At 52.3% G+C, this 27,000-nt stretch carries 20 protein-coding genes; 11 read left to right on the forward strand and 9 right to left on the reverse strand.

The features are described 5' to 3' along the window. Nucleotides 1–353: 353 nt before the first annotated feature. Both pyrR and ACG2E4_RS08860 read left to right on the forward strand, forming a co-directional pair. Nucleotides 354–899 carry a bifunctional pyr operon transcriptional regulator/uracil phosphoribosyltransferase PyrR gene (gene pyrR / locus ACG2E4_RS08855; protein WP_395259671.1) on the forward strand — a complete coding sequence of 182 codons (546 nt, stop codon included), beginning with the start codon at nt 354–356 and terminating at the stop codon, nt 897–899. Nucleotides 900–904: 5 nt separating this feature from the next. Continuing rightward, complete coding sequence (locus ACG2E4_RS08860; protein ID WP_395276306.1) at nt 905–1,873, forward strand: aspartate carbamoyltransferase catalytic subunit; 969 nt, start codon at nt 905–907, stop codon at nt 1,871–1,873. A gap of 34 nt (nt 1,874–1,907) precedes the next feature. On the opposite strand, the gene ACG2E4_RS08865 is transcribed toward ACG2E4_RS08860, so the two are convergent. Beyond that, entirely contained in the window at nt 1,908–2,828 is a 921-nt protein-coding gene (locus ACG2E4_RS08865; RefSeq protein ID WP_395276307.1) for a DMT family transporter, read from the reverse strand. A gap of 196 nt (nt 2,829–3,024) precedes the next feature. Here ACG2E4_RS08865 and ACG2E4_RS08870 point away from each other — a divergent pair, with 196 nt between their 5' ends. The 4 genes from ACG2E4_RS08870 (at nt 3,025) to ACG2E4_RS08885 (ending at nt 9,982) form a co-directional block, all read left to right on the forward strand. Continuing rightward, nucleotides 3,025–3,723, forward strand: a complete 699-nt coding sequence (locus ACG2E4_RS08870; RefSeq protein ID WP_395276308.1) for a TetR/AcrR family transcriptional regulator — start codon at nt 3,025–3,027, stop codon at nt 3,721–3,723. Nucleotides 3,724–3,808: 85 nt separating this feature from the next. After that, nucleotides 3,809–5,338, forward strand: a complete 1,530-nt coding sequence (locus ACG2E4_RS08875; RefSeq protein ID WP_395276309.1) for a TolC family protein — start codon at nt 3,809–3,811, stop codon at nt 5,336–5,338. A 24-nt stretch (nt 5,339–5,362) separates the two neighbouring features. Beyond that, nucleotides 5,363–6,457: an efflux RND transporter periplasmic adaptor subunit gene (locus tag ACG2E4_RS08880; protein ID WP_395276310.1), complete on the forward strand. Its 1,095-nt coding sequence runs from the start codon at nt 5,363–5,365 to the stop codon at nt 6,455–6,457. A 12-nt stretch (nt 6,458–6,469) separates the two neighbouring features. Next, the gene (locus tag ACG2E4_RS08885) at nt 6,470–9,982 is read left to right on the forward strand and encodes an efflux RND transporter permease subunit (protein ID WP_395276311.1); all 3,513 of its coding nucleotides are present in this window, start codon (nt 6,470–6,472) and stop codon (nt 9,980–9,982) included. Between the two features lie 81 nt (nt 9,983–10,063). Here the strand turns inward: ACG2E4_RS08885 and bshA are convergent, their stop codons facing one another. Beyond that, a complete protein-coding gene (gene bshA, locus ACG2E4_RS08890; protein WP_395259678.1) occupies nt 10,064–11,212 on the reverse strand; it encodes an N-acetyl-alpha-D-glucosaminyl L-malate synthase BshA in 1,149 nt (382 codons plus the stop codon). A 400-nt stretch (nt 11,213–11,612) separates the two neighbouring features. Between bshA and ACG2E4_RS08895 the strand changes: the two genes are divergently transcribed. From ACG2E4_RS08895 to ACG2E4_RS08915, 5 genes are all read left to right on the forward strand, one after another. After that, nucleotides 11,613–12,374, forward strand: coding sequence for a YebC/PmpR family DNA-binding transcriptional regulator (locus ACG2E4_RS08895; RefSeq protein ID WP_395276312.1), 762 nt, complete (start codon nt 11,613–11,615; stop codon nt 12,372–12,374). Between the two features lie 272 nt (nt 12,375–12,646). After that, a complete protein-coding gene (locus ACG2E4_RS08900; RefSeq protein WP_395276313.1) occupies nt 12,647–13,381 on the forward strand; it encodes a tetratricopeptide repeat protein in 735 nt (244 codons plus the stop codon). Continuing rightward, complete coding sequence (locus ACG2E4_RS08905; protein ID WP_395276314.1) at nt 13,365–15,149, forward strand: BatD family protein; 1,785 nt, start codon at nt 13,365–13,367, stop codon at nt 15,147–15,149. Before ACG2E4_RS08900 ends, ACG2E4_RS08905 begins: the two co-directional genes overlap by 17 nt. After that, nucleotides 15,150–15,950 (forward strand): tetratricopeptide repeat protein, encoded by an 801-nt coding sequence (locus ACG2E4_RS08910; RefSeq protein WP_395276315.1) that lies wholly within the window; start codon nt 15,150–15,152, stop codon nt 15,948–15,950. It begins immediately after the preceding gene. Between the two features lie 145 nt (nt 15,951–16,095). After that, nucleotides 16,096–17,466 (forward strand): dipeptidase, encoded by a 1,371-nt coding sequence (locus ACG2E4_RS08915; RefSeq protein WP_395276316.1) that lies wholly within the window; start codon nt 16,096–16,098, stop codon nt 17,464–17,466. Nucleotides 17,467–17,529: 63 nt separating this feature from the next. Here the strand turns inward: ACG2E4_RS08915 and ACG2E4_RS08920 are convergent, their stop codons facing one another. The 7 genes from ACG2E4_RS08920 to sucB all read right to left on the reverse strand — a co-directional run bounded on the left by ACG2E4_RS08920 (nt 17,530) and on the right by sucB (nt 27,000). Continuing rightward, entirely contained in the window at nt 17,530–18,924 is a 1,395-nt protein-coding gene (locus ACG2E4_RS08920; protein ID WP_395259683.1) for a Gfo/Idh/MocA family oxidoreductase, read from the reverse strand. A 278-nt stretch (nt 18,925–19,202) separates the two neighbouring features. Next, entirely contained in the window at nt 19,203–20,744 is a 1,542-nt protein-coding gene (locus tag ACG2E4_RS08925; protein WP_395259684.1) for a TolC family protein, read from the reverse strand. Beyond that, a complete protein-coding gene (locus ACG2E4_RS08930) occupies nt 20,680–22,044 on the reverse strand; it encodes an ABC transporter permease (RefSeq protein ID WP_395276317.1) in 1,365 nt (454 codons plus the stop codon). The genes ACG2E4_RS08925 and ACG2E4_RS08930 overlap by 65 nt, the downstream gene beginning before the upstream one ends. Nucleotides 22,045–22,074: 30 nt before the next feature. Further along, on the reverse strand, nt 22,075–23,460 hold the full coding sequence (locus tag ACG2E4_RS08935) for an efflux RND transporter periplasmic adaptor subunit (protein WP_395276318.1): 1,386 nt from the start codon (nt 23,458–23,460) through the stop codon (nt 22,075–22,077). A gap of 414 nt (nt 23,461–23,874) precedes the next feature. Further along, nucleotides 23,875–24,300: an aspartate 1-decarboxylase gene (gene panD, locus ACG2E4_RS08940; protein WP_395259687.1), complete on the reverse strand. Its 426-nt coding sequence runs from the start codon at nt 24,298–24,300 to the stop codon at nt 23,875–23,877. 11 nt (nt 24,301–24,311) lie between these two features. After that, entirely contained in the window at nt 24,312–25,160 is an 849-nt protein-coding gene (gene panC, locus ACG2E4_RS08945) for a pantoate--beta-alanine ligase (RefSeq protein WP_395259688.1), read from the reverse strand. Nucleotides 25,161–25,233: 73 nt separating this feature from the next. Then, nucleotides 25,234–27,000 carry a 2-oxoglutarate dehydrogenase, E2 component, dihydrolipoamide succinyltransferase gene (sucB, locus tag ACG2E4_RS08950; protein ID WP_395276319.1) on the reverse strand — a complete coding sequence of 589 codons (1,767 nt, stop codon included), beginning with the start codon at nt 26,998–27,000 and terminating at the stop codon, nt 25,234–25,236.

Here is a 27,000-nt window from a genome sequence, read left to right on the forward strand (position 1 = left end):
TTTCGGTAACGACTTCTTTTTCAGTTAAAAAAAGATCACAGGTAAAATGCAATCGATTGTTGCCAAACCATTTGTCCACGTATCGATATTTTCGCACATGTTAAATCCTGGTTTGCCGGCGGTAAACGCGACGTCGGGTTCAACCAGAATGTCATCACGGCCAAAGCCGGCTGTTCAACACTTCAACAAACGGATGAAAATCACATTATGCTTTCAAAATGGATACATACTATAAATGATTTGCATTCAATAACAAAATATGAGGGAATTAAGTATTTAAATCTGGAGAAAATTGAGTTACTTTACGCCATTCACTAATTTCATGCAGTTTTAAAAGAAAGGGGCAGCTTCGTTTGAACAGAGCTAAAATCATGTCGGCCGACGATCTGGATCGCACGTACCTGCGATTTGCTCATCAGTTTCTAGAACCGTATGACGACCCTTCCCCCCTGGCTATTATCGGCATGCAGACCCGGGGCGTGCATATAGGCAAACGGGTTCGCAATATCATAGCGGAAAAATTCGACGTAACGCTGGACTTCGGAACGCTGGATGTCACCTTCTACCGCGACGATTTCCGGCGGAAATTAAAAATGCCCGACGTCAAGGTCACCGAAATCAATTTTGACCTTTATGAGCGCGATGTCGTTTTGGTGGACGACGTGCTCTATACCGGCCGTACGGTCCGCTCTGCGATGGACGCCTTGATGGACTACGGTCGCCCGCGAAGCATTCGCTTCTGCTGCATGGTCGACAGGGGGCACCGCGAGCTGCCGATTTCCGCCGATTATGTAGGTATCAAAGTGCCTACGCACGTGCAGGAGGAGGTCCGGGTCAAAGTGAAAGAGCTGGACGGCGAAGATGCTATTTATGTGGTCAAAAATCCGAATGAAGAGTAATCAGTATGCCTGAGGAGATCGAGGAGATACAGGAACCCACAGCACATGATTTCAACCAGAAACACCTGTTGGGGCTGGCCCACTATTCCAAAGAAGATATTTTATACGTGTTGGACCAGGCCAGATATTTCAGGGAGATTCTGGAGCGGCCCGTTCCCAAAGTACCCACGCTGCGCGACAAGACGATAGTCAACCTGTTCTATGAAAGCAGCACACGCACCCGGCTCTCCTTTGAACTGGCCCAGAAGCGGATGGGGGCGGATGTGGTGAATTTTTCTGCAAAGGCTTCCAGCGTATCGAAAGGGGAATCACTAAAGGATACCATCCGCAATATCAGTTCCATGAAGATCGACATGGTGGTCGTTCGGCACGAGAGTCCCGGTGTACCCCATTTTTTGACCCGCTGCGTGGATGCGGCCATCATCAATGCGGGTGACGGCGCCCACGAGCACCCCACGCAGGCGCTGCTCGACATGTACTCCATGCGCGACATTCATCCCGACCTGCAGGACAAAAATATCGCCATCATCGGTGATATCGCCCATAGCCGCGTGGTGCGTTCCAATATTATCGGGCTTACTAAAATCGGGGCCAATGTTACCGTTTGCGGGCCCAAAACCCTCATGCCGGTCTATGTAGAAGAGCTGGGAGCGACGGTATCCTACAACCTGGAGGAGACCCTGGCGTGGTGCGATGTGGCGATGGCCCTGCGTATTCAGCTGGAACGACAGGAAAACGGAACAGAACTGTTTCCCAGCATCCGGGAATATCATCAAAAGTTCGGGATTACGATGAAGCATCTTGAAAAATATCCCGACTTCACAATCATGCACCCCGGGCCTGTCAACCGGGGAGTGGAGATGGAGAGCGAAGTAGCCGACAGCAAACGCTCCATCATCCTTAGCCAAGTTACCAACGGCGTGGCCGTGCGGATGGCGATTCTCTACCTGCTGAGTGGCAGAAGCCGGGTCTAACTCGTCAAATTTGGGAAATTAGAACGAAAAGGTTTCAGTTTGAGACTGATTTCGAGGCTTCTGGCTTTGTTCTCCTCTTCTTCCATCTTGCCAGTACAATACCTCCCACCACCAGGCTCGAGCCCAGGTACTGCTCGAATGCCAGCTGTTCGTTTAGCAGGATCACGCCAAACATCAATCCCAGAACCGGCACCAAGTTCTGGTAGGTGGCGGTATGTACGGCTCCCACCTCCTGGATGGCATAGTTCCAAATAATGTAGGCGACCCCGATGGAGAGAATCCCGCTGTATGCAACGGCCCCGTAGGCCCCGTACGAGACCTGGCTCCAGTCAATTACAGTCATGCCGGGGAGTCCGACGAGAAAAAGCATCACGGCCCCAATGGTTGTTGTGACGGTAGAAAATTGCAGCGGCGTATATCGCTTTAAAAAATTGCGAGACAACACCGTATACGCACCCCAAACCAGCGTGGCGCAAATGGTCAGGATATCCCCGATAAAGGTATCGGAGCTGAAATCAAGCTCCTCACTGCCACCCAGCATTATAAAGACCACCCCGCCAAACGCCAGGGCGACGCCTGTTGATTTGAGGAGATCCAGCTTTTCGTCGCTGAACAGGTGCGCAATCAGGGCTACCCAGATGGGAATGGTGCCCATGATAACTGCTACATTCGCTGCATAGGTATAGTCTATACCGATGATAAACAGTCCCTGGTAAACCAGGTTTGCCAGCACGCCCATGCCCACCAGCGGCCACCAGTCCCTGCGCGGCACGTTGATAGACTGCCCCCGCCAGAGCAGGGCGCCCCAGATAATAACGGCGGCAAACAGGAACCGGAGCCCGTTGAAACTGAGGGGATCGATCTCGTCGAGATTGCCCTTGATAACGGAAAAATTAAGGGCCCAGATTACGGTGACCGTCATCAGGGCGATTTCTATAAGCGTACGTCTGTTCAAAACCGGAGGCGTATTGTGTGAATGATGTTTCCAGAAACGAACCGGGCAAAGGTACAACATATTTCGCTACTCTACGACGAGCAATATTAAGCGAATGTTAAATTCGGAAAATGTGCAACAAAAATGTTTGGTTTTCGTAACACCGTAGATTAACTTTGGTCACTTATTGACCGAAAGTCATTTCAACCAATTTATCATGGGCACAGAAGAACGAAAAGCGCGAGAAAAAGAACGACGTCGAAACACCATAATCGATGCAGCTGAACAGGTGATTTTTTCGAAGGGGCTGGAGCAGGCCACGATGGAGGAGATCGCTGAAAAAGCGGAACTGAGCAAGGGAACGCTTTACCTGTATTTCAAAAACAAGAATGATCTCTATATCGCTATTTGCGAACGCGGGTCCAACCTGCTCAACAACCGGTTTTCCAAAATTATTACCAGCAACCACACCGGTATTGAACTCATCCGGCTGATGGGCGAATCCTACCTCGATTTTGTCCGAACATATCCCAATTACTTCAACGCCTTCATGTATTATGAATCTATCAAGGACACCGAAGAGCTTGAAAACAGCGAAGCGGCCCAAACCTGTGAAGAAAACCGGCGCGAGGCGATGACCTACATGGTGCGCGCCCTGCAGATAGGAATGCAGGATGGCACCGTCAACGATTCGTACGACCCGAAGGAGCTTGCGGTGGTTCTCTGGTCCTGCACCCGGGGCATCACCAGTACAAACCACATGCGGCAAACCGGCCACCATTTTAAAATGCTTGATGAGATGGAAATAGAGACCGGTTCACTGTTCGAAAACTTCCTGAACCTGGTGGGAAAGGGAATTGCAACAGAAAAGGGACAAAATATTAAAATGACTAACGGTCATTTTACTGAAACCTAGGCCCGGATGCTCCGTATAGAATCATCTTGTTGACGAACATTTAAACACAAATTCAAATCATATCCGACGACACGGTATGGCACACATGCCCATCAAATCAATAGATATTTCCCCGATGGAAAAACGGAACTTGTATAATGTACTGCTTCCGCTGCTGGCGTTGCTGCTTGCCGGCGCGCTTTCGGCGTCGGCCCAGGATACTGCTTCCAACATCTCGGCAGAAGAGGTACGCGAACAGTCCAACCCCGTAACGCTTACCCAGGCGATCCAGATTGCGATGGCCAACAACAATGATATCAAAAGAGCACTCCTGAACCTGAAAACCGCCGATCAGCAAGTTCGTATTGCTTGGAGCGAAGTTTTGCCGGATGTCTCGAGTTCAGCTACCTACACACGGAATCTCGAGATTCCCGTCAACTTTGTACCGGCTCAGTTCTTTGACCCGAATGCCCCTACCGACGAGCTGGTACCGCTGCAGTTCGGTACCGATAACAACTGGCAGGGCGGATTGTCGGTAAACCAGACCCTTTTCAGGGGAGAAGCCATCATCGGTATCAGCAGTTCAAAACTGTACAAGGCGGCCCAGGCCGAAAACCTGCGCGCCACCACCCAGCAGATCGTTACACAGACACGCCTGGCCTACTACAACGTGCTGGTTGCAGAAGAACAGCTTCGCCTTCAGCGGGAAACCGTAGAACGACTCAGGGAGAACCTGCGGGAAAACAGGTCGCGCCAGGAGGCCGGGCTTATCGACGAATACCAGGTTATGCAGGTTGAGGTTCAGCTGCGAAACCAGGAGCCACAGCTCACGCAAGCACGATACGCAGTTCAGCAGGCCTACCGTGAGCTGAATATAGTGCTGGGACTCCCGGTAGAGCTGGAATTGACGGTCCAGGGTGACCTGAGCCGTTTCAATATACTGGCCCGCGAGGTCACCGATTCCATCAACAGCAATATCAAGCAGGTAGACCAGATAACCCCGTATTCCTACGAAGAAAACAAGCAGCTGGTCGGTATTGCCACAGACATGCGGGGCGACATACGCATTCTCGACAAGCAGGAGGATCTAAAGCAGCGAGAGATCAAGGCGATACAGAGCCGATTTCTGCCAACGCTTTCCGCGAATTACAACCTTAACTGGTCGGCAGCCCAGGCCGGATCTCCCAACTTTTTTGGAACCGAAGACACGCGGGCACGCTCCCAGACCATCGCCCTGACCTTCAGCCTGCCGATATTCCAGGGATTTGAACGCAGTTCCAATCTTCAGATCGCAAAAATTGAACAGCGAGACCTGGAGCTGCAGCGCGAACAGACCATACGTTCCGCCAAAAACGAAATTCAATCGGCCCGCGAGGCCCTGAACCAGGCGATAGAAACAGCTCCCGCCCGTGAAGAAGCGCTGAACCAGGCCCGGGAGGGATACCAGCGGGCCCAGGCACGGCTTGAAAATGGGCTGGGATCGCAGCTCGACGTTATTGAAGCGGAATTTCAGCTGCGCCAGGCCGAGGTAAATTACGCGCAGATGGTATACAACTACCTTTCAGCAAAAGCCCGGTACGACCAGGCGATCGGCATGGTGCCCTTTGTAGATGAATCAAAACCGGAATTAGACTAAAATCAAAGCGATAATCAATAAATCATGGAAAATTCCATCTCAACATTCTTTGTATTCCTTTCAATGGCGGTACTGATCACCGCATGTTCGCAGGAAGAGCAGGCTGTACCCCAGGACGAGCTGGTAAAATCGGTTAATGTGGAGACGCTTACGGTGGAATCCCAGCTCTTTCAACGCTTTCTCCGCCTGGTGGGCACGGTGGAGTCGGCCAATGACGTGCTTATCTCTTCGGAGGTGAGCGGCCGCATCGAGCAGTATTTCGTGGAAAAGGGGCGTAACGTTCAGCAGGGCGACCCGATTCTGAAGATCGACGATGCCAAACTTCAGCAGGAGAAAGCGCGGCTCGAGGCGCAGGTCGAACAGGCCAAAGAGCAGTATGATCGGCTCAGACGGGTCTTTGAGCAAGACAGCATAGGCTCCGAGATCGACCTTATCAATGCCCGTACAGCATACCAGCAGAGTCAGTCGACCCTGGAGTCGATCAAGGTGGATATCGAAAATACGACCGTGCGTGCCCCGTTTGATGCGATACTGGAAGAACGAATGCTCGAGGTCGGCGAAATGGCCAGCCCGGGATCACCATTGGTCCGTTTAATCGGTGCCAAGAACTTAAAGATTGTTGCCGGGGTGCCTTCCCGCTACGCCGATGTGGTAAACACCGGGGACCAGGCACAAATATGGTTCGACTTTCAAAACACCGACACGCTGGAGCTGGACATCAATTACGTTGGCCAGAGTATCGATCCCCAGGCCCGCACCTTCCGGGTGGAGTTGTTCCTTCCGCGAAACTCGCAACACTACAAGGTTGATATGATCGCCAATGCACGCCTCAAAACATACGAGCAACAAAACGCTATCGTCATCGGTGAGGAATTTATCTACCAAAAGGAGGCCGGCAATGTGGTCTATACGGTCGCAGAAAACCGGCAGGGCGATACGATAGCCAGTGAACAGGTGGTCAGGCTGGGTCCCTCCTACCAAAACAGGGTAATTATCGAACAAGGGTTGGAGCCCGGTGATGAACTGATCACTGTGGGATCTTCATTCCTGCAGGACAGCATGCGGATCAATATAGTCGGCAGCACAAACAGCCAGGAATTTGCACAACGCAATCAGTAACGGAATTAACCAATGAGTGACAACAATAATAAAGACAACGGACTTGTAACCACGGACGGGCAGAAGCCGGTGGACAAACGGAAGGAATTCGGCATCACCTCCTTCTCCATCGACAACCGCATCAGCGTGCTGGTTATCATAGTGCTGGTGGCACTGTTTGGAATACAGTCGTACCTGTCGATACCCAAGGAGTCGGCCCCCGATATCACCATCCCGAATATCATGGTCATTACCACCTATCCCGGGGTATCCCCGGAGGATATGGAGAGCCTGATCACCCGCCCGCTGGAGGATGAGCTGGCCGGCATTTCTGACGTCAAGGAGATGACCTCGACCTCCGCGGAAGGATACTCAAACATCAACCTGGAGTTTGAAACCGATGTAGTCATCGAAGATGCGCTTCAGAAAGTTCGTGAAAAGGTGGACCTGGCCAAACCCGACCTGCCGGAGGCCGCCGAAGACCCCGTCATACAGGAGATCAACGCTTCCGAATTCCCCATTATGCAGGTCAATGTGTCGGGGCAATACGGGCTGGTGCAGTTGAAGGAGGTCGCAGAAAACCTGCAGGACCTGCTTGAAGCAGTGCCCTCCATACTGGAGGTAAACCTGGCGGGTGGACTGGAACGGGAAGTCAAGGTGGATGTAAACCTGCCCAAACTCAAATATTACGGGCTGACTTTCGGTGATCTTATTGCGGCCATCCAGCAGGAAAATGTGACGGTGCCCGGCGGCAATATCGATGTCGGCAATAAAAAATTCCTCCTCCGGGTGCCCGGGGAGTACGAAACGGTGCAGCCGATTGAAGATATAGTGATTGATGCGCCCGACGACAAGCCGATCTACATCCGGGATGTGGCCGAGGTCACATTTGGTTTCAAGGATCGCGAAACCTATGCCGAGCTGGACAACGACCCGGTCATCAGCCTCTCCATTGTAAAACGGAGCGGTACCAACATCCTGGAGACGGCCGCCCAGGTTAAAAGCATTCTCGATGAGGAGCTTCCCACGCTGCCGCCAACCACAAATTTTGAGATCACCTCCGACCAGAGCGAAAACATCAACATGATGGTCAGCAGCCTGGAGAACAACATCATCGCCGGGCTGCTGCTGGTGATTGGTGTGCTGCTGTTCTTCCTGGGCGTTCGCAACGCCTCGTTTGTGGGCATCGCCATTCCGTTGTCCATGTTCGTATCGTTCATTGTGATGAGCATGGTAGGCATAACAATGAACATGATTGTCCTTTTTTCCCTGATCCTGGCGCTGGGTATGCTGGTCGACAACGCCATAGTGGTGGTTGAAAACATCTACCGCTACCTGGAGGAGGGCTACGACAACATCCAGGCCGCTAAAAAGGGAACCGGCGAAGTGGCCCTGCCGATCATTTCCGGTACGATGACCACCCTCGCCGCCTTCCTTCCGCTTATTTTTTGGCCGGGCGTGACGGGCGAATTTATGTCGTACCTGCCGATTACCCTGATTATCACGCTGTCCAGCTCGCTGTTTGTGGCGCTTGTGATCAATCCGGTAATTTGTGCGCTCTACATGAAACTCGATTATGCCGACAACAGCAACCGGCCAAAAATGACGCGCAAGGGCCGCATTACCCTGAGTGTAATTTTCGGGCTTTTCCTGATTGGAGCACTGCTCAACAACACCCTGACCTGGACCATGCTAATCGTGCTCGGTGCCATCCTCTGGATTACCAACCGCTACGTGCTCAATCCGGTGGGCAGATGGTGGCAGGCCGAGGGACTGCAGAAAGCACTCGTACAATATGAACGTACCCTGCGTTGGGCGCTCAACCACGGGTGGACAGTGATCGCAATCTCCTTCTTCGTTTTGATATCCAGCTTCCTGATTTTCGGAGCGTTCAACAACGGGGTGGAATATTTCCCGGAGGGTATCCCGCCGCAACGGGCCTATGTACAGGTGGAAGCCCCGGTGGGCACCAATGTGGAATTCACAAAGTCGGTTATTGACGAGCTGGAACGAAAAGTTCCGGACATCCCGAACAACCAGGACATACAAACCGTACTGAGCACCTCGGGGTCTGCCATTACCGCGGGTCCCATCAGCACCGGGGGCAACTCTTCACACCGGGGAACAATGGTGCTCAATTTCGTCGACTACCAGCGGCAGGAAGGCAGCGCATTCGAAGCGATCGAATATGCGCGCAGCAACTTTGCCGAGGGCATCGCCGGGGCCAATATCACGGTGGAAGAGGAGCAGCAGGGCCCACCCTCCGGTCCGCCGATCAACCTGGAGATTTCCGGGAAAGATATGGCTATCCTCGAAAAACTCTCGAACGACATCCTGCGGATTATCGAAAACGACCCGGTGTACAGCAAACTCGACGGACTGGAAACCGACCTGCCGGAAGCCCGCCCCGAGGTACGTATCAATGTAGACCGTGAAAAAGCTGCGGTATATGGACTTTCCACGCAGATGATCGGAAACACGATCCGCCAGGCGATCAATGGAGTGGAGGCCTCGCAATACCGCGATGGCAAAGATGAGTATGACATTACCGTACGGCTGGCCGAACAGTTTCGGCAGGATATGAGTATCCTCCAGGACTTGACGGTGATGGAAGAAGGACGGCAGATTCCCCTCTCCAGCGTAGCAACGTGGGAGGTCACCGAAGGACTGGGCGGAATAAAACACAAAGAGCAGGAACGAATGATAACGGTGATGGCCGATGTCCGGTCCGACTATAATGCCAATGCGGTGCTCCAGGAGGTCCAGGAAGTGGTGGCCCCCTATCTTCAAAACGAGGTCCCCTCCGGATATGATTACGGATGGACGGGTCAGCAGGAGGATCAACAGGAGGCGGTGGACTTTCTCTCAATGGCGTTCCTGGTGGCACTTTTCCTGATCACGTTCATCCTGATCTCGCAGTTCAACTCCCTGTTCAAGCCGTTTATAGTCATGACCTCGGTACTGATGTCCACCTCCGGCGTTTTACTGGGACTGGTCGTCTTCCAGATGCCGTTTGTTATCGTTATGACCGGTATCGGCATCATATCACTGGCAGGCGTGGTTGTCAACAATGCGATCGTGCTGATCGACTATATCGATATACTCCGCACCCGCGACAAGATGGGCCTGTTCGAGGCCCTGGTAGAAGGCGGAAAAATCCGTTTCCGGCCGGTTATCCTCACGGCAATTACCACCACGCTGGGACTCGTTCCGCTGGCTATCGGCTTTAACCTGGACTTCATCACGCTGGTCAACAACCCGGCGCTCTTCTTCACCAATATCGGTGAATATCTCTACTGGGGCGGGCCCCAGGCGGCATGGTGGGCCCCGATGGCGATCGCCGTTATCGTGGGCTTGATCTTTGCCACCGCGCTGACGTTGATTCTGGTGCCGGTGCTCTACTACATGTTTGAAAACGGGCGGCGCAACGTAAATCGCTTCTTCTTCGACACGGCCAACCCCGGTTTGCTTATCGATCACGAGTTTGGAAACGGGAAGGGAGATCCGTCGGAACTTAAAGAGCCGGAAGTCGTTAAAAATACCTGATCCTTATCATCTCCCCCACAATCCCCGGGGTGCGGTCTGGCATAGGCCGGGCCGCACCCCTTTTTTATTTTTACAGGCAGGTTATGCTTCCGACTTCTCCAGCAGCTCCTCGCGAATGGACTGGTAGTATTCTTCGTACCGCGTGATAATGCCGGCCATCTCATATTTCTCAGCGCGTTTTCGCGCGTTTTTAGACAATTTTTTGTGAAGCTTTTTATCTCCCAGGATGTTAACTGCGTATTTTGCCATGCAGTCCACATCATCCAGGTCGCAGAGGTATCCGGTTTCCCCGTGAACGTTAACCTCCGGCAGTCCCCCAATATTGGAACTGATGACAGGCACACTGCAGCTCATCGCTTCAAGGGCCGCCAGGCCAAAGGTTTCCGACCCCGAGGGAATCAGAAACAGGTCGGCAATGGACAGGATCTCCTCCACGTTCTCCTGTTTCCCCAGGAAGCGAACTTCGTTGCAAATGCCGAGGTCGCGGCACCGGCGCTCCGCCTTTTGTCGATCGGGGCCGTCCCCGACCAGCAGCAGCTTTGCCTTGATGCCATTTTCAAGAATCCGGGCAAAAACGCTGACCACCTCGGGCACCCGTTTTACTTCCCGGAAGTTGGAGACGTGAACGATTACCTTTTCGTCATTGGGACAGATCGCCTTCTTGAAATGCAGTTTGTCCGATTTTTTAAACCGATCAAGATCAATGAAATTGGGAATTACCTTGATATCCTTGCGAATGTCGAACCGCCGGTAGGTCTCCTCTTTGAGATAGTTGGAGACCGCAGTGACGCCGTCACTCTGATTAATGGAAAAATCAACTACCTCTTTAAAGCTGGGATCACTTCCCACAATTGTAATGTCGGTGCCGTGGAGTGTTGTTATAATCGGAATATGCGCAGCTTTTTCACCCATAATCTGCTTGGCCAGAAAAGCGCTGGTCGCATGGGGAACCGCATAATGCACGTGAAGTACATCGATGTTTTCATATTCGATCAGACTCACCATCTGGTTGGCCAGGGCCAGGTCGTAGGGAGGAAATTCAAACAGGGGATAGGTCGTCAGGTTTACCTCGTGATATGAAATATTGGTGCTAAACGTATCCAGCCGGGCCGGTCGTGCATAACTTAAAATGTGTACGTTGTGATCTCGCTGAGCCAGCCCTTTTGCCAACTCGGTTGCTACTACTCCGCTCCCACCAAAGGTGGGATAGCAAACAATACCTATATTCATATTTGTTCCTTAATCAAATTGATGGTGAAATACGCTATTCAAACAGTCTCCTCTCGGTTGTGATTCCCGTTGAAGCGAAAAATTTATGACGGAACCCTCCTCTTTCGCTGCCGGATTCCCCTCCCGGAGACACCGCGCCGATTCATGAACAGCAGGTTGAAAATACCTCAAAAAACCGGATACTCCCCAAAATACACTGAACCCGGGAAACCCGGCCGTGTTGGCAAAGGTTCGCTCATCATCATTCATTCCGGTAGTGTAACGCACCAGATCTTCAATATTTTGATATAATCTCAAATTAGCTGCAAAGGGTCTTAACTGTTATATTATACCTCTTTGCGAGAGTGCATAAAAATGGATTTATACGAATTTACAACATTGAATAAAAACAGTACCGGCTATGGCAGGTCATTCCAAATGGGCTAACATAAAGCATAAAAAAGCCAAAGAAGATAAAAAACGTGCCAAAATATTCAACAAGCACCTGCGGGAAATATCCGTGGCTGCACGCGAAGGGGGCGGCGATCCGGATATGAATCCCCGGCTGGACACCGCCATCAACAACGCCAAAAGCGACAACGTACCCAAGGACAATATCGAACGCGCCATCAAAAAGGGTACCGGGGAGCTGGATGAAGGCGAAGGGCGTTACGAAGATGCCACCTATGAGGGGTACGGACCCGGCGGTGTGGCCTACTTTATTGAAGTGACCACCAACAACTACAACCGCACCGTCGGCGAAATTCGACACATCTTTTCCAAGCACGGCGGCAACCTGGGTACCGACGGGTCGGTCGCATATATGTTCGACCAAAAAGGGATGATTCGCATCAAGGATGTAGGGTTTGACGAAGATGAATTTATGCTTGAAGCGATCGATGCCGGTGCCGAAGAGATCGAAAAAGATGACGAGTTCTATGCCGTCACCACCGCCCGGGAAGAGATGTACGAGGTTAACGACAAGCTGGAACAGGCGGGCTACGACATTGAATCGGCTGAATTGATCCGGATTCCCCAGACCGAGGTAAAGGTTGACGAAGATACCGCTGTTTCAAACTTCAAGCTGATCGAAAAATTTGAAGACAATGACGACGTATCCAACGTATTCACCAACATGAAAATGGATGAGGAGACGCTGGCGATAGCGGAGGAGATGGAGTAATTGTTCGTTGTATCCGTTACATCATGCCGGTTCTCGCAATGACCATTAAATATAATCTGATTAACAGCCCCGATAACTTTACAGGGACCTTTGCAGAACCTGCTATTTTGTTGGGAGGGGGGTTGTACCATCGCCCTTGGTGACCTTTTAAACGGAAGCACAATCCCTCAGAACGAGGAAGTGAGAATTTTGCAAAGCCCTCTTACAGACTTGCAATTTTGTGAGTCGGAATTTCGTTAGGAAAACGAATTGAATCTTTAAAACGCAGTGTGATGAAGAACACGCTCTTACTTATCGTATCGGTCCTGTTCCTGGCCGGGGCCTCCCTGAACGATGCCCGAGAGGCCAATGAAGCCTACAACAACGGTAATTATGCAGAGGCCGAACAGCTGTATAAAAAAGCGATCGAAGCTGATCCCGAAAATGCCAAACTGTATTTTAACCTGGGGAATGCGCTTGCCAGCCAGGGAAAGCATGAAGAGGCCCTGCGCGTGTTTGAGCAGTACAAGACCATGACCGACGATCCCCGGCAGCAGGCTCTTGCCGACTACAACATCGGAAATATTTATACGGAGACCCAACAATGGGAGAAGGCACTCAATTCATTTAAGGATGCACTGCGGTATCGCGAAGCTGACGACGATGCCAAGCATAACTTTGAGCTGGCCAAACTCAAAAAAGAACAGCAGGATCAGCAACAGCAGAACCAGCAAAACAACCAGGATCAAAACCAGGACCAGCAAGATCAACAAGATCAGCAGCAACAAAATCAGCAAAACCAGGACAATCAGAATCAAAATCAGCAGCAAAATCAAAATCAGTCGCAACAAGACAGCCGGGGAGACCAGCAACAAAACCAGCAGCAACAGCAGCGACCCAACCAGATAAGCCAGGGACAGGCGGAAAAGATTCTGCAGGCCCTCGAACAGAAGGAGAAAGAACTGCTGAAAGAATTCAAGAAAAAGAAAACGGAGTCGAGCAATTCTGAAAATGAAAAAGACTGGTAGCCTATTTCTGGGGTCACTTTTATTTTTACTGCTGTTTCCTGGCTTGACAGGGCGGGCCGCTGCACAAGACCTGCAGGTTGAGGCGACCGTCTCGGAAACAACGATCTTCACCGGCGAACGCCTCACCCTTTCTGTCGAGATCTCCGGCAGTTTTAACAACGTATCCCGCCCCGTGCTGCCCGATTTCGACGGGTTTCGGCTTTTGAGCAATACCCCGTCCACCTCACGCAGCTTTTCCTATATAAACGGCGAAACCAGCACCACCTACTCCTACCAGTACGCTCTTATCGCACAGGATGCGGGCGACTACCAAATTCCGTCGATCGCCATCGAAATTGACGGGACCGAATACCGCACCGACCCGATCTCCGTTTCCATTGTAGATCGCAACACTTCGGCCTCTGATCCGTCGGCTTCCTCCCGGCCCGATATATTCCTCCGGCTCGAGGTCTCTGATGAAACGCCGGTAACCGGTCAGCAGCTTATCACCGACGTCGTTCTCTTTTTTAAAAGCGGACTTGAGGTCAACTCATATCAACCGGTGCCCGGCTGGAAAGCAGAAGGGTTTTGGAAAGAGGAACTGGAAAGCGGGCAGCGCCCCCGCGCCGAATCTGTCATTATTGACGGCGTGCGGTACCGCAAGGCCCGGCTGCTCCAGTTTTCGCTGTTCCCGACCAAAACGGGCGAACTGACCATCAGTCCCTATGAAATTGTGGTATCGGTTCGCTCCGCCTCCTCCCGGAGCGACCGGCTGGGAAGCATCTTTGGTGGATTTGGCACCAACCAACGGCGTGTCGAGCTTACGTCCGATCCCATTACCCTGCAGGTGGATCCGCTCCCGCCCATCGATGACGCCCATTATATCGGGGCGGTAGGCTCCTTTGATCTCAGCCGCACCATCAGCACGCGGGAGACCATGGTGGGGGAAACGATCGAAATTGAGACCCGCATCAGCGGAACCGGCAACATCCCCCTGATCAGTAAACCCGGTTACGAGCTGCCCGACGGACTCGAAATTTATGATCCCCGGGAAACAAGCTCCCTGAACCGTCGAAACGGACAGATCAGCGGAACCTCGACGTTCACCGACGTCGTCATTGCCCGCCGCCCCGGTACTTTTACGCTGCCCGCTGTTGATCTCGCCTATTACAGTCCCCGGCGCAACAGTTACGTCACCGAAACGCTTCCTGAAATTACGTTTACGGTAAATAAAAATCCCAACGCAGTTGCCGCTTCAGCACAACAGCAGTCTTTTGATATCCAGCCGGTCACGGGACTTGCCAGCTGGACTGCTCCAGCCGACAACAGCGTTTCCCTGCTGGGAGCGTGGTGGTTCTGGGGCGGGCTTCTTTTTCCCGCCATTCTTTTGCTTTTGGCCTACCGCTGGAAGCAATACCAGGACAGGATGAGCAGCGATCAACATTTTGCCCGTTCCCAAAAAGCCCTTGACAAGGCACAAGAACGCCTGCAGGAGGTCATCACCCAGTCTGAGGAGGGCGATATAAAAGGGGCATACCATTCGCTCTACAAAGTGATTACTGGATTTATTGGCGACAGGCTTGGACTGCCTGAAGCGGGACTTTCCGATCAGGAATATGTTAAAAGGCTCGAGCAGAGCGATGTCAACCCGGAGCTTGTCAAAAACGTCAAGCTGCTGCTTGATAAATGTGCCAGCATCAGCTATGCTCCCGAAACCTCGCATGAGTATTTAAAATCGCACGTTGGACTGGCTGAAAAAATACTAAATAAATTGAAAAAGGATTTGTAAGTGAGCGGCACCAAACGAGCAAAAAGTACCGGAACGGGGTTCCTCCTGCTACTTCTGATCGTCATGGGTATCTCTGCGATCCCCGGCCGGGCACAGGTAAGTGCACAGGCTCAATTCGATGAAGCCAATGAATACCTCGATTCCGGGAATTACCGGCAGGCGCTTTCAATATACAAATCGATCCTCAGCAGCCAACAGGTTTCCGGTCCCCTTTTCCTGAATATGGGTATCAGCTACGTTCAGCTGGACTCGCTGGGCATGGCCAAGTACTACTTTTTAAAAGCCTGGTCCTTTGAAGAGACCCACAATCGTGCTGAAGAAGGACTACAATATGTATCATCTCGCTTCAGCCGGCAGTCGGCGGTACTGCCCAAGCTGCCGTGGGAGCGTTTTTTCGACTGGCTGGGTTCCGTTACCGGCCCCGCCAGCCTGCTGGGTATCGGCATCCTCTTGTTGAATGCGGGCGTCTGTGCATTCATCGCCGGCTGGTTCTTTCCGTCTGCATCCAGACCGCTGCAGGGCGGTGGCATTGGCACGGCCATTCTTTCGGTACTGGTCATACTTTCCAGCTTTTACCTGCAGCATGTGCAAAACCGCTACAGTCCGGCGGTGATGGTCCACCAACAGGCCGACGTGCTTGAACAGCCGGCGCCCGACGCCACGCTGATCAGTCAGGCTTATGAAGGGTATACATTTACCGTTGACCACTCCCGCAGCCGGCAGCAACCCGGTTGGTCGTATGTCAGAATGAGCAACGGTCTTTACGGATGGATACCGAACAGTGAAATAATGATTTTGTGAATGCAGCAGATTATGGGGTGAAGAGTACATCTTAAAGAATTTTTGACAAGCTATAACGTGTAACATTCAATTTGCAACCTTTCAACCCGGATTAATCGATATTTTTTCAAGACGGTAACTTGAGATCAATAAAAACCCAATGAATATGGAAGATGTCCAGGCGTATATCGAATCCAATAAAGAGAATTTCAAAGCAGAGCTTTTTGAGCTGCTGCGCATTCCCAGTATCAGCACCAGTTCGGCCCACAGGCAGGAGGTACGGAAAGCAGCCAATTTTCTGTTTGAGCAGCTGGAATCGCTGAATCTCGACCAGGTCACCCTGTTTGAAACCGACGGCAATCCCATCGTTTACGGCGAGCTGACGACAAACCCTTCCAAACCGACCGTGCTCGTGTATGGTCACTACGATGTACAGCCCCCCGATCCTGAAGCGTTGTGGGAGACGCCCCCCTTTGAACCCACCGTTCGCAATGGCGATATCTACGCCCGCGGAGCCAGTGACGACAAGGGACAGTCGTTTACGCACCTGAAGGCGCTGGAGTCTTATATCCGTTCAGGCACCGATTTTCCGGTGAATATCAAGTTCATATACGAAGGGGAGGAGGAGATCGGGTCCCCCCACCTGGTGCCGTTTATCGAAGAACACCGGGAGCTGCTGGCCTGCGACATGGTGTTGATCTCCGACACGGCGATGTTTGCCGAAGATACACCCTCTATCACGTACGGGCTGCGCGGACTCACTTATATGGAAGTGGAAGTGACCGGTCCCAACCGCGACCTGCATTCGGGGGTCTATGGCGGAGCAGTGGAAAACCCGGCGATTGCACTCAGTAACATGATAGCCCAACTGATCGACGAAGAGGGACGTATCGCCATTCCCGGTTTCTATGATAATGTGAAACCCCTGACAGACAAAGAGCGGGAGGCGTACAAAAAGCTTCCATTTGACGAAAAGGAGTACAAAGAGGAACTCGGGCTGAAAGCACTGGATGGCGAAAAAGGCTACTCCACCCTGGAACGTGCCTCGGCGCGCCCCACACTCGACGTAAACGGCCTTTGGAGCGGCTACCAGGGAGAAGGCGCCAAAACGGTGCTGCCATCCAAAGCGGCAGCTAAAATCAGCATGCGGCTGGTACCGGACCAGGACCCGAAAAAGATCGCCCGGCTCTTCAACGATCACATCAAATCGATAGCGCCCGAAACAGTGACCGTGGAAGTGACCGAGCACCACGGGGGACATCCCTCGATTACGGATCTCTCGTTTTACGGTCTTAAAGCAGCTGCCAAAGCTTTTGAAGAGGTCTATGCAAAAGAACCGCTTTTTACGCGCGAAGGCGGCTCCATTCCCATTGTAGCCGACTTCCAACGGGTACTGGGAGCCCAGTCCATTTTAATGGGCTTCGGCCTCAACAGCGATGCGATCCACTCCCCCAACGAAAAATTCGCACTGAAGGATTTTTACCGGGGCATCCAGACTTCAGCCAAATTTTTTGAAGTGCTGCCGGAGTACGGGTAACATTCCTGTTTTTATGTGCGACACACGCAGAAACGTGCGCCACACATCCTTTTCAGCATCTTTTTACCCAATAATTTCGCGGTAGCCGGTGCGGAAATCGTTGCGCTGGTCGAGCCAGGTGTTGGCATCCTCCAGGTTGGGCACCTTCATGTTTTCGGAATCCCACTGCAGACGAAGGTCGCGGTCACTGAACCGGATAGCCATATTTCCGACCAGCATGGTCTCAGTCAGCCTGGCAGCATAACCAAAATGGGAGGATGTGCTGCCGTTCCCCTTGCATGCGGCCACCCACTCTTCGTGGATCCCTGCGGCCCGGTCAACGGTCTGCTTAACCGAACCGACCTGGTTACCAAAAGATGCGGGGATAAACCGTGGATTATTGCCATAGACATCGGCCATCAGCATGCCCTCACTTCCGTAAAAAATCATTCCGCCCCCCGGGGAACCCAGTGGTTCTCCTTCCGCCAGTTCTGCCGGTCGTGGTGGTGTCAGTCCCCCGTCGTACCATGTCAAGTCAACGGGTGGAAGGTCACCCCGCGCCGGGAACTTGTAGTTAACCATCGATCCCAGAGGAAAGGCTTCACTGTTAAACGGTGTGGAGCTGGCGTGAACACTTTCCGGCATCCCGAGATTGAGCGCCCAGTATGGCTGGTCCAGGATGTGAGCGCCCATATCCCCCAGCGCTCCGGCACCGAAATCCCATCGTCCGCGCCACGCAAACGGGGCTATATTGGGATCATATGGTCGATAGGGGGAAGGGCCTACCCAGAGATCCCAGTGCATCGTATACGGCGTAACAACCGTTCCGGAGAGAGGCTGTACATCCGAGCCCTGGGGCCAATACCCACGGGGACGGTTAGTCCAGCAGTCCACTTTTTCCACGGTCCCGATCACTCCCTGGCGAATATAGTCGACAATCTGATAGGTCCCCTCAAAACAGTGCCCCTGGTTACCCATCTGGGTGACCACCCCGGTCTCTTCGGCCACTTCAGCCATCCGGCGGGCTTCATAGATCGTACGGGTCAACGGCTTTTGTACAAAAGCGTGTTTACCCAGCTTCATGGCATAGATGGCGATGGCCGCGTGCGTGTTGTCGGGGGTGGCCACCATCACGGCATCGATCTCCTGCTCCTTGTCAAGCATCTCACGGAAGTCGACATACTTCTTCGCCTTCGGATAGCTGTAAAGCGTTTCAGCGGCATACTCTTCATCCACATCACAAAGAGCATAAATATTCTCCCCCAGCTCACTCAACGAGCGGGTGTTACTGCCTCCCATTCCTCCCACACCGATACAGGCGATATTCAACCGGTCGCTGGGGGCCTTGTAACCCGGACCGCCCAACACATGCCTGGGAACAAAAAAGAAACCCGCGGCGGCCAGTGCCGAGCTGTTTAGAAAGTCTTTTCGTGAAATTGATGATTGGTTCTTTGAAGCGTTATTCTTGGTGTCTTTCATATAGTAGATCCCTGTTCGTTATTATACCCGAGTGTTAAATTTGATGATTTCTTAAATTAATGTCTTTAACAGGAATAGCAAGCCTAAAATAAAATTCCGTTTTATCAGGAAGATAGAGTGGCTGGAAGGATTAAATCGTAACAGACCTATGGACTGTGATCAGGTTCCAAAAGCTCCACTGGCTGTTTGGCACACGGGAGGACAAGCAACAAAGACAGGGGGGCACCCCGGGTTACCTCGCCAAGAGATTTATTCAAAATATTCGTGATACATGCAGACTAATAGCTGGAATACCGGATAGGCTCTCCGTCCCGGAAGTCATACAGGGTAAGCTGACGCAGCTCGTACCAGCCGGTCCAAAAATCGCGCAGGGCCCGAATATATTCCTGTCGCGCCGCGTCTTTCTCATTTTGGGCGATAAACAGGTTCGTAATATCGATTTTCCCGATCAGGTATCGATTTTGAGCGACATCATACCGCCGCTGGGCAATGGTATCGGACTGGGCGGCCAGCAGCACCTGGTCTTTAAGCTGCAAAAACTGGCTTACCGTATATTCCACCTGCTGGTTAAACTGGCGTCGCTGGAATTCAATGCTGTTGGCGACCTCCCGCTGCTGGTTGCGCGCCGCATTGATCTGTGCCTGCTGCTTGCCCCAGTTAAAAATGGGAATTTCAAATCCCACGGTAATAAACTGGCGGTTTTCAGGGTTTTGATACAGCTCCGAAAACTCCGCCGAGGTCTGGTTCAAGCCGTAATTTGCCTGCAAGGTCGCCGTAAAATTACTTTCACTCTTGGCCTGGGCGTAGTTCCTGTCGGCCTGCAGCTCATTCAAACGGTAGCTGAGCGCTTCGCTGTTATTTTCAATCGCCATCTGCTTTGCCTCCTCTACACTGATATCCAGCTCTGGAAGTTCTTCCGGGGGCGTCACATTCAGTTCAACAGAGGTCGGGTACCCCAAAATTATCTTAAAGTCATTGAGACTTCGTTCATACTCCAGGCGCGAGCGTGTCAATTCAGCCTCGGCGTTCCGAAGGGCCAGTTCACTTTGCAGCAGCTCATTCTCGGCAATGCTTCCCACATTATACCGGCCTTGCGAAATCTGGTAGATCGAATCATTCCGGGCGACGTTAAATTCCGCATTCTCCAGGTTGATCTGGGCCAGCATAACATCGAAAAAGCGCTGAGAGACCGTTACTGCCAGCCCCTCCATATTCTCGATATATTCCTTTTGGGCAATCTCGTACTGCAGGGGTTCAAGACGGGTGCGCCATCTGAGATTGTTAAAGCCGAATATGGGCTGCTGGAACCCTACCACCAACGGCGTGCTCTGCCACAGGTAGGTATTTTCATCTTCAAAAATTCCAAGCCGGGTAACACCGGAGGAGACCGACAGGCGGCCGCCGGTCTGCAAAATATTCTGGTTTATGGAGATCGATGTAGATGCCTCCGACTGCCGTCGAGATGAAAAGGTGACCGACCCATCATCCAGCACATTGGAAAATATGCTTTTATTAAAATTGGGAGCATCTCCGCTGATCGACAAGCCGGGAAGGAGGTCTGCCCGGTACGATTGAAACTCCCACCGGCTCGCGGAAAGCGCGTAGCGGGCTGCCTGGGCCACCGGGCTCTGCTCCCGGGCAATGTCGATACAGTCCTGCAGGGAGAGAGTTCCAACCTCCTGGGCCGACTGCGCCCGGGCAACTCCTGAAGACAGTGTTAACAGTGCTGCTAGTAGCGTGAATTTCCTGATCATCTTATTCATGTCGTAAGGCGTGTACTGGATCCTGTTCTGCTGCTCGTTTGGCCGGGAAAAAGCCAAAGATAACCCCGATCGCCATCGCCACTCCAAAGGAGATGAGAATGGAACTCAGGGAAACGATCGTCAAAATACCGGCTGTTATCTCAATCAGGTAGCTGAAAGCAATACCCAGAAAAATGCCGATCAGTCCACCGGTGATGCTAATCGCAAGCGCCTCGGTCAAAAACTGGAGATGGATATCCCGCTTGTGGGCCCCCACGGCGCGGCGGACGCCAATTTCCCGGTAGCGTTCGACCACCGAGGCCAGCATAATATTCATGATGCCGATACCTCCCACGATCAGTGAAATGGAGGCGATTGAAGAGAGTACGATATTAAAAATTTCCTGCGTTCGCCGTTCCTGTTTCAGCAGAAGTTCAGGTACGATCACCTCAAAATCGATCACGTTGTTGTGGCGCCGCTCCAGCATATTGCGGATAATTTCGGCGATGGGAACGCTGTAGCGGGTATCGCTGACCTGGACAATCAGCTTGTCGATCTGGTGGTAATTGTTCACGGTGGATTCGCCGTCCGGGGAGCCGGATCCATCCTGGTTGCTGCTGTTTTCATTTCGTTCTGCAGCAGCCTGCTGAATCTCCTGGCCGGTAACCAGCGACCTGTTTTTATACCGCAGCAGTGCCGAGGTGACCGGCACGAAAATATCGAGATTGTAATTGCGGATACCCAGGTTTTGAATACTTTCGGTCGTCAGCTCGCGCTTGCCCAGCACGCCCACAACCGTAAGCCATACATTCCCTGCTTTAATTCTCTGGCCCACCGGATCTTCGCCGGCAAAAAACCGGGTTTGTACATCCGAACCGATAATACAGACCGGTTCGGAATTATCGATATGCATATTCGAAAATTTACCTCCCTGGACAATCTCAAAATTATTGATATCGAAATAGTTTTTGTTGACGCCCACCAGTTTGCCCGAACGCATCCGGCCGTTACGAATAAAAGAGGTCTCATAAATTATTTCCGGGCTGACATATGCCACCTGGGGAATAATCTCTTTAATGCTCTGCATGTCGGCAAGCGTAAGCCCCGGCGAATATTTGTTTTGTTCTTCCCGGAGAGAGGCCTCCTGCGATACTTCTCCCTCGAGCTGTTGTACCACGGGCTCAATAATTACGTTGTTGGTCCCCAACAGTTTCATCTGGCTCAGCACCTCTTCCTGCGCGCCGCGCCCGATGGCCAGCATGGCGATAACTGAGGCTACGCCAAAAATGATACCGAGCGATGTCAGAAAGGACCGCATCTTGTTTTGGCGAATCGCGTCGAGGGCGATGTCCAGGTTGTATAAGATAATCTGTAACACAGTCAGGCTCCTTCGTTAAATGAATAGTCTCTACTGCGATCCGCTTCTGCCGCCGGGTTGCGGCCCCTCGGCGGGGTCCTCCCGGTTTAACAATTCTTCCGAGATACTCTCCTCTTCAGGTGCCGGCTGGATCTCTTCTTCCCTGTATTTTTGCAACACTTCTTCCGGCAGGTGTACCCGGGCAATGCCCGCCGTATCAGCCGGTGTTGAAAGGTAGAGCTGGTCACCCATTGAAACCCCTTCCCTGATCACCACGTCGTTATCATTCATCAGACCGAGAATGACCTGTTGCATCGTCACATCCAGGCCGTCGCGCTTAAACACGTAATTCAGCGAATCGACCGTGTGGATCGTTTCCAGCGGTACATACAGGGCGTTGGGCAGCGTATTTACGTAGATGGTGTTGCTGGTAGTCATTGAGGGACGGAGCGTGGTATCGGGTTCATTCACCTCGATGATGACCTGGAAAACCTTGGAATCTGAATTCGGCCGCTGCTCCCCGATGTTAGCCACACTGGTGACAAAACCGGTCAGCTCTTTCTCGGGCATGGCATCCAGTCCAATGTCCACTTCCTGTCCCGTGCGGATACTTTGGATATCCACCTCATTGACGTAGGTAACAGAGTTCATTACGCTGAAATCGGGCAATTCCGCAACGGTGGGGTCCCAGGCGCTGATGGAACTCCCCTCGGTCACCTTGCTTCCGTCGCGATTGCGCTTGTAGATAACCATCCCGTTTTCGGGGGCATAGATCGTAAATCGCTCCATAATTTCCCGGATCCGCTGCACCTCTCGACGCTCCTGCTTCAGGTTGGCCTCAATTTCACGCAGCCGGGCGATCTCCTGCTGTTCCCTCGTTTTGTAATTTTTGCGGGCCTGTTCCAGTTGACGCCTGGCCCGCTCATATTCTATTTCAACCTGGCGCTGCACGGCGGGCGATTCATACTTGGACTGCTCTACCGCTATTTCCGCCTCTTCCAGGGCGTATTCCAGGTTGATCAGGTTGTCGCGTGCCTCCGAAAGCGTCAGCGAGCTGTCCAGCTGTGCAATTTCATACGCCGACTCCTCTTCCTCCAGCTCCAGCAGCTGGTCCTGGTAGTTACTGGAAATCTCGGACCGATCCAGTTCCGCAACAAAATCGCCCTTCTCCACGACGGTTCCCTCGGGTACGAGGCGCTGTATCGGCACGTTGTAGATCCTGAACTCGCGGATCCCCTCCGGTCCCCGAATGCTGGTCGAATTTTTAGCCCTGAGTTCACCCGAAGTTGTCACTTTAACTTCAAATGTTCCCTGTTTCGGGGAGGCGTAGATGGCCGGGGCCTCGCTGGACTCACTTCCCAGCGCCATCCAAAAAATGAACAGTAACGCCAGTCCCCCGCCCCAGTAAATATATTTTTTGTCCTTTAGAAAATTCATAATGTAATTACCACGATTTGGATTGTCCTGGTGCCTGCCACCTCTGCATGTCCGGATTCGACCGAACCGGGTCACATGGGGCATCTTCGACATGCACGTGTAAAGCCGGTCTCTCTGCAAGTATCATTTTTCGTACGATCCGTTTACCTTGGAAACCCGAAATGGTCAATGACAAAACACCAGTGGATAATACAGATAAAGTTGGTGCCAAAACTGTATCAAACCTGAACTAATTTTGAAGATCTTTCTTCTCTCTTTACCACCCGACAATATACAGCGGCGGCTTGATGGTGTACACTAAGCTAACGGAAAGCGCAGAATAATTAGTCTTTTGACAAAATAAAAGAGGACTTTGTAAAACTGTTGCTCAGCCCGAAACTCCACCGGAAAACAGAACACCTGGGCGGTGCGGTTCTATTTCTCGTTAACCGTATTATCTATGACGCCCTTCTCAAGATCATAGCTGGTGGCATATTCGGTTTCATCAACGATGGTCTTCGGCTCGTTCTGCTCGTCAACCACGACCACTTTGGGTTTGTGCTCCCGGGCTTCTTCCGGCGTCATTTCTGCATAGGCGATAACAATAATCCGGTCTCCGACCTGCGTGAGGCGGGCGGCAGCGCCGTTTAGGCAGCAGGTTCGCGACCCCCGCTCTCCCGGTATGGTGTAGGTCTCCAGCCGGTTCCCGTTGGTAATATTCAGGACCTGTACCTTCTCGTAGGGCAGAATGCCGGCTTTTTCAAGCAGTTCCTGGTCTATGGTTATACTGCCCTCGTAATGAAGATTGGATTCGGTAACCTTCATCTGGTGGAGCTTGGATTTAAACATCGTCAGTTTCATGTTGGGAGATCCTATAATTCAATAATCAGATTATCAATCAATCGCGTTTTGCCCAGGTAAACGGCTCCGGCCACAATGTATTTTTGCTGCTTTTCCAGTGTTTCAACAGGAGTCATCTCCTCAAAGGTAAACACATTAAAATAATCAATTTCGAACCCTTTTGCTTCAAGCTCGCTTTTCTGGTGCTCAATGAGCAGCTTCGGTGCAGATACCCCGTCGCTGATCTGTTTTTCGACATACCGGAGTGACCTAAACAAGGCAGGAGCTTTCAATCGTTCTTCTTCACTGAGGTAGGCGTTGCGGCTGCTGAGTGCCAGTCCGTCGTTCGCCCGCTTGATCGGTCCCATCACCATCTCCACGCCGTGATTCATCTCCATCACCATGCGCTGCAGTATGCGGAACTGCTGGATATCTTTCTGCCCAAAAACCGCCAGGTCCGGTTCAATAATATTGAAAAGTTTATTTACAACCAGCAGTATCCCTTCATAAAACCCGGGACGGGATCGCCCATCCATGTGATCCTTCAGCAGATCCACCTCTATGCGTATGTATTGCTTGTCGGTATACATGATCTCGTCGGTGGGCGCAAATACCGCATCGACGCCCTCGCGCTCGCAGATTTCCAGATCATCTCCCAGCTGGCGGGGGTACTCCTCAAAATCTTCGTCGGGTCCGAACTGTTCCGGGTTAACATAGATCGACACCACCACGGCATCGGCTTTCTGCCGGGCAAGCCGGATAAGGGACAGGTGACCTTCATGGAGAGCTCCCATGGTAGGGACAAAGCCCACGGTTTTTCCCTCTCGCTGAAGGCTGCCAGCTACTTCCCGGATCTCTTCAATACGCGTTATTGCTTCCATAGAAGACAAAAAAAGCAGGGGTTTACCTGGAATAAACCCCTGTATTCATTCACAACATTTAAATTAAGGATTCCTACACTGCGCGGTCGGTATCAAAGTTTTCGAGCAGTTCCTTAACCCGATTCAGGAAGGCTCCGCCGTGCGCCCCGTCAATGATACGGTGATCGTAGCTCATGGAAAGATACATCATGTGGCGGATGGCGATCACATCGCCACCGTCGGTCTCCATAACCACCGGTCGTTTTTCAATGACCCCCGTCCCCACAATAGCTACCTGTGGCTGGTTGATGATCGGCGTTCCCATCAGGTTGCCCACGCTGCCATAGTTTGTCAGCGTAATAGTGCCGCCCACCAGGTCACTGGGATTCAGGTTTTTAGTACGCGCTTTTTCCGCAAGTTCGCTGACCTCCTTGGCCAGCCCCACCAGGTTCTTGTCTTGTGCCTGTTTAATAACCGGAACAATGAGCCCTCCCTTTCCCCCTTCACCGAGAGCCACCGCGATACCGAAATTGATATCCCGTTTCAGGAGAATCTGGTCATTGTCGGTATCCACAGAGCTGTTGATGAGCGGAAACTCGCGTATCGCCTGGATAAACGCCTCCAGGAACAGCGGCGTAAACGTCAGCTTGATCCCCGCCCGTTCATAAAACTCCTCCTTGTTGGCCTCGCGCCATCGAACCAGGTTGGTGACATCCGCTTCCGCAAACGTCGTCACATGAGCCGAAGTCTGCTTTGAACGCACCATGTGCTCGGCAATGGTTTTGCGCATCCGGTCCATCTTGAGAATTTCCACATTCTGGGAGGGGCGCTGCACGTTCAGTTCGCCCGCCGAAATCGATTGCTCCTGGCCGGCTGACTTCGGCTTTGTGAGGCTGGGTTTCTGCTCTTGAGCGTCGGCCTGGGCCGGCTCCGTTTTACCGGCCTTGCGGTCTTTCAGAAACGATAAAATATCCTCCTTGGAAACACGCCCGCCCTGGCCGGATCCCTCGATACTTTCAAGCTCTTCCTGGGTGATGCCCTCTTCCCTGGCGATGGAACGAACCAGCGGCGAATAAAAACGACCGTCACTGCCGATGCGCTGCGGTTCCGTTCCCTCAGTAACGGCACCATTTGCGGTAGCTGCGGCCGACGGCTTTTCCTGCTCTTCATCCGGGGATGTTTCGGCAGGCGGAGCCGGTTCCGTCTTTTCGGAGGAGGCCGCGACTTCTCCGGTAGCGATAATGGCGATCGTTTGTCCCACTTCTACCGTATCGCCCTCTTCAGCCAATATTTCCACAAGCGTGCCGGCATGGGGGGAGGGGATCTCCGTATCCACCTTGTCAGTGGCAATTTCGAGCAGGGGTTCATCCACCTCTACCGTATCGCCCACACTTTTGGCCCACTCGATAACCGTTCCCTCCATGACCGATTCGCCCATCTGGGGCATCACCACCTCCAGCCTCTCGCCTTCATCCTCGTCAACCTCGGCAGCAGGAGCAGAAGTGGTCTCTTCCGATTCCTCCTGGTCTTCCTCCGGCTGGTCGGCTACCGCCTCTGCCTCTTCGGGAGATTCCTCCGTTTCTGCCTGGCCGTTTCCACTGATATCTTTCGCAGCCTCCTTGTCGGTTTCTATCACGGCAATCACCTGTCCCACTTCGATGGTATCGCCCTCTTCGGCCAGAATTTCTACAATAATACCCGATTTGGGAGAGGGGATCTCCGTATCCACCTTGTCAGTAGCGATTTCAAGGAGCGTTTCATCTTCCTCAATTTCATCTCCTATGTTTTTGGCCCATTCAATGACGGTGCCTTCCATTACCGATTCGCCCATTTGGGGCATCTCAACTTCTACTCTGGCCAT

The sequence above is a fragment of the Halalkalibaculum sp. DA384 genome, from assembly GCF_043951955.1.
GTDB lineage: Bacteria > Bacteroidota > Rhodothermia > Balneolales > Balneolaceae > JAMQKA01.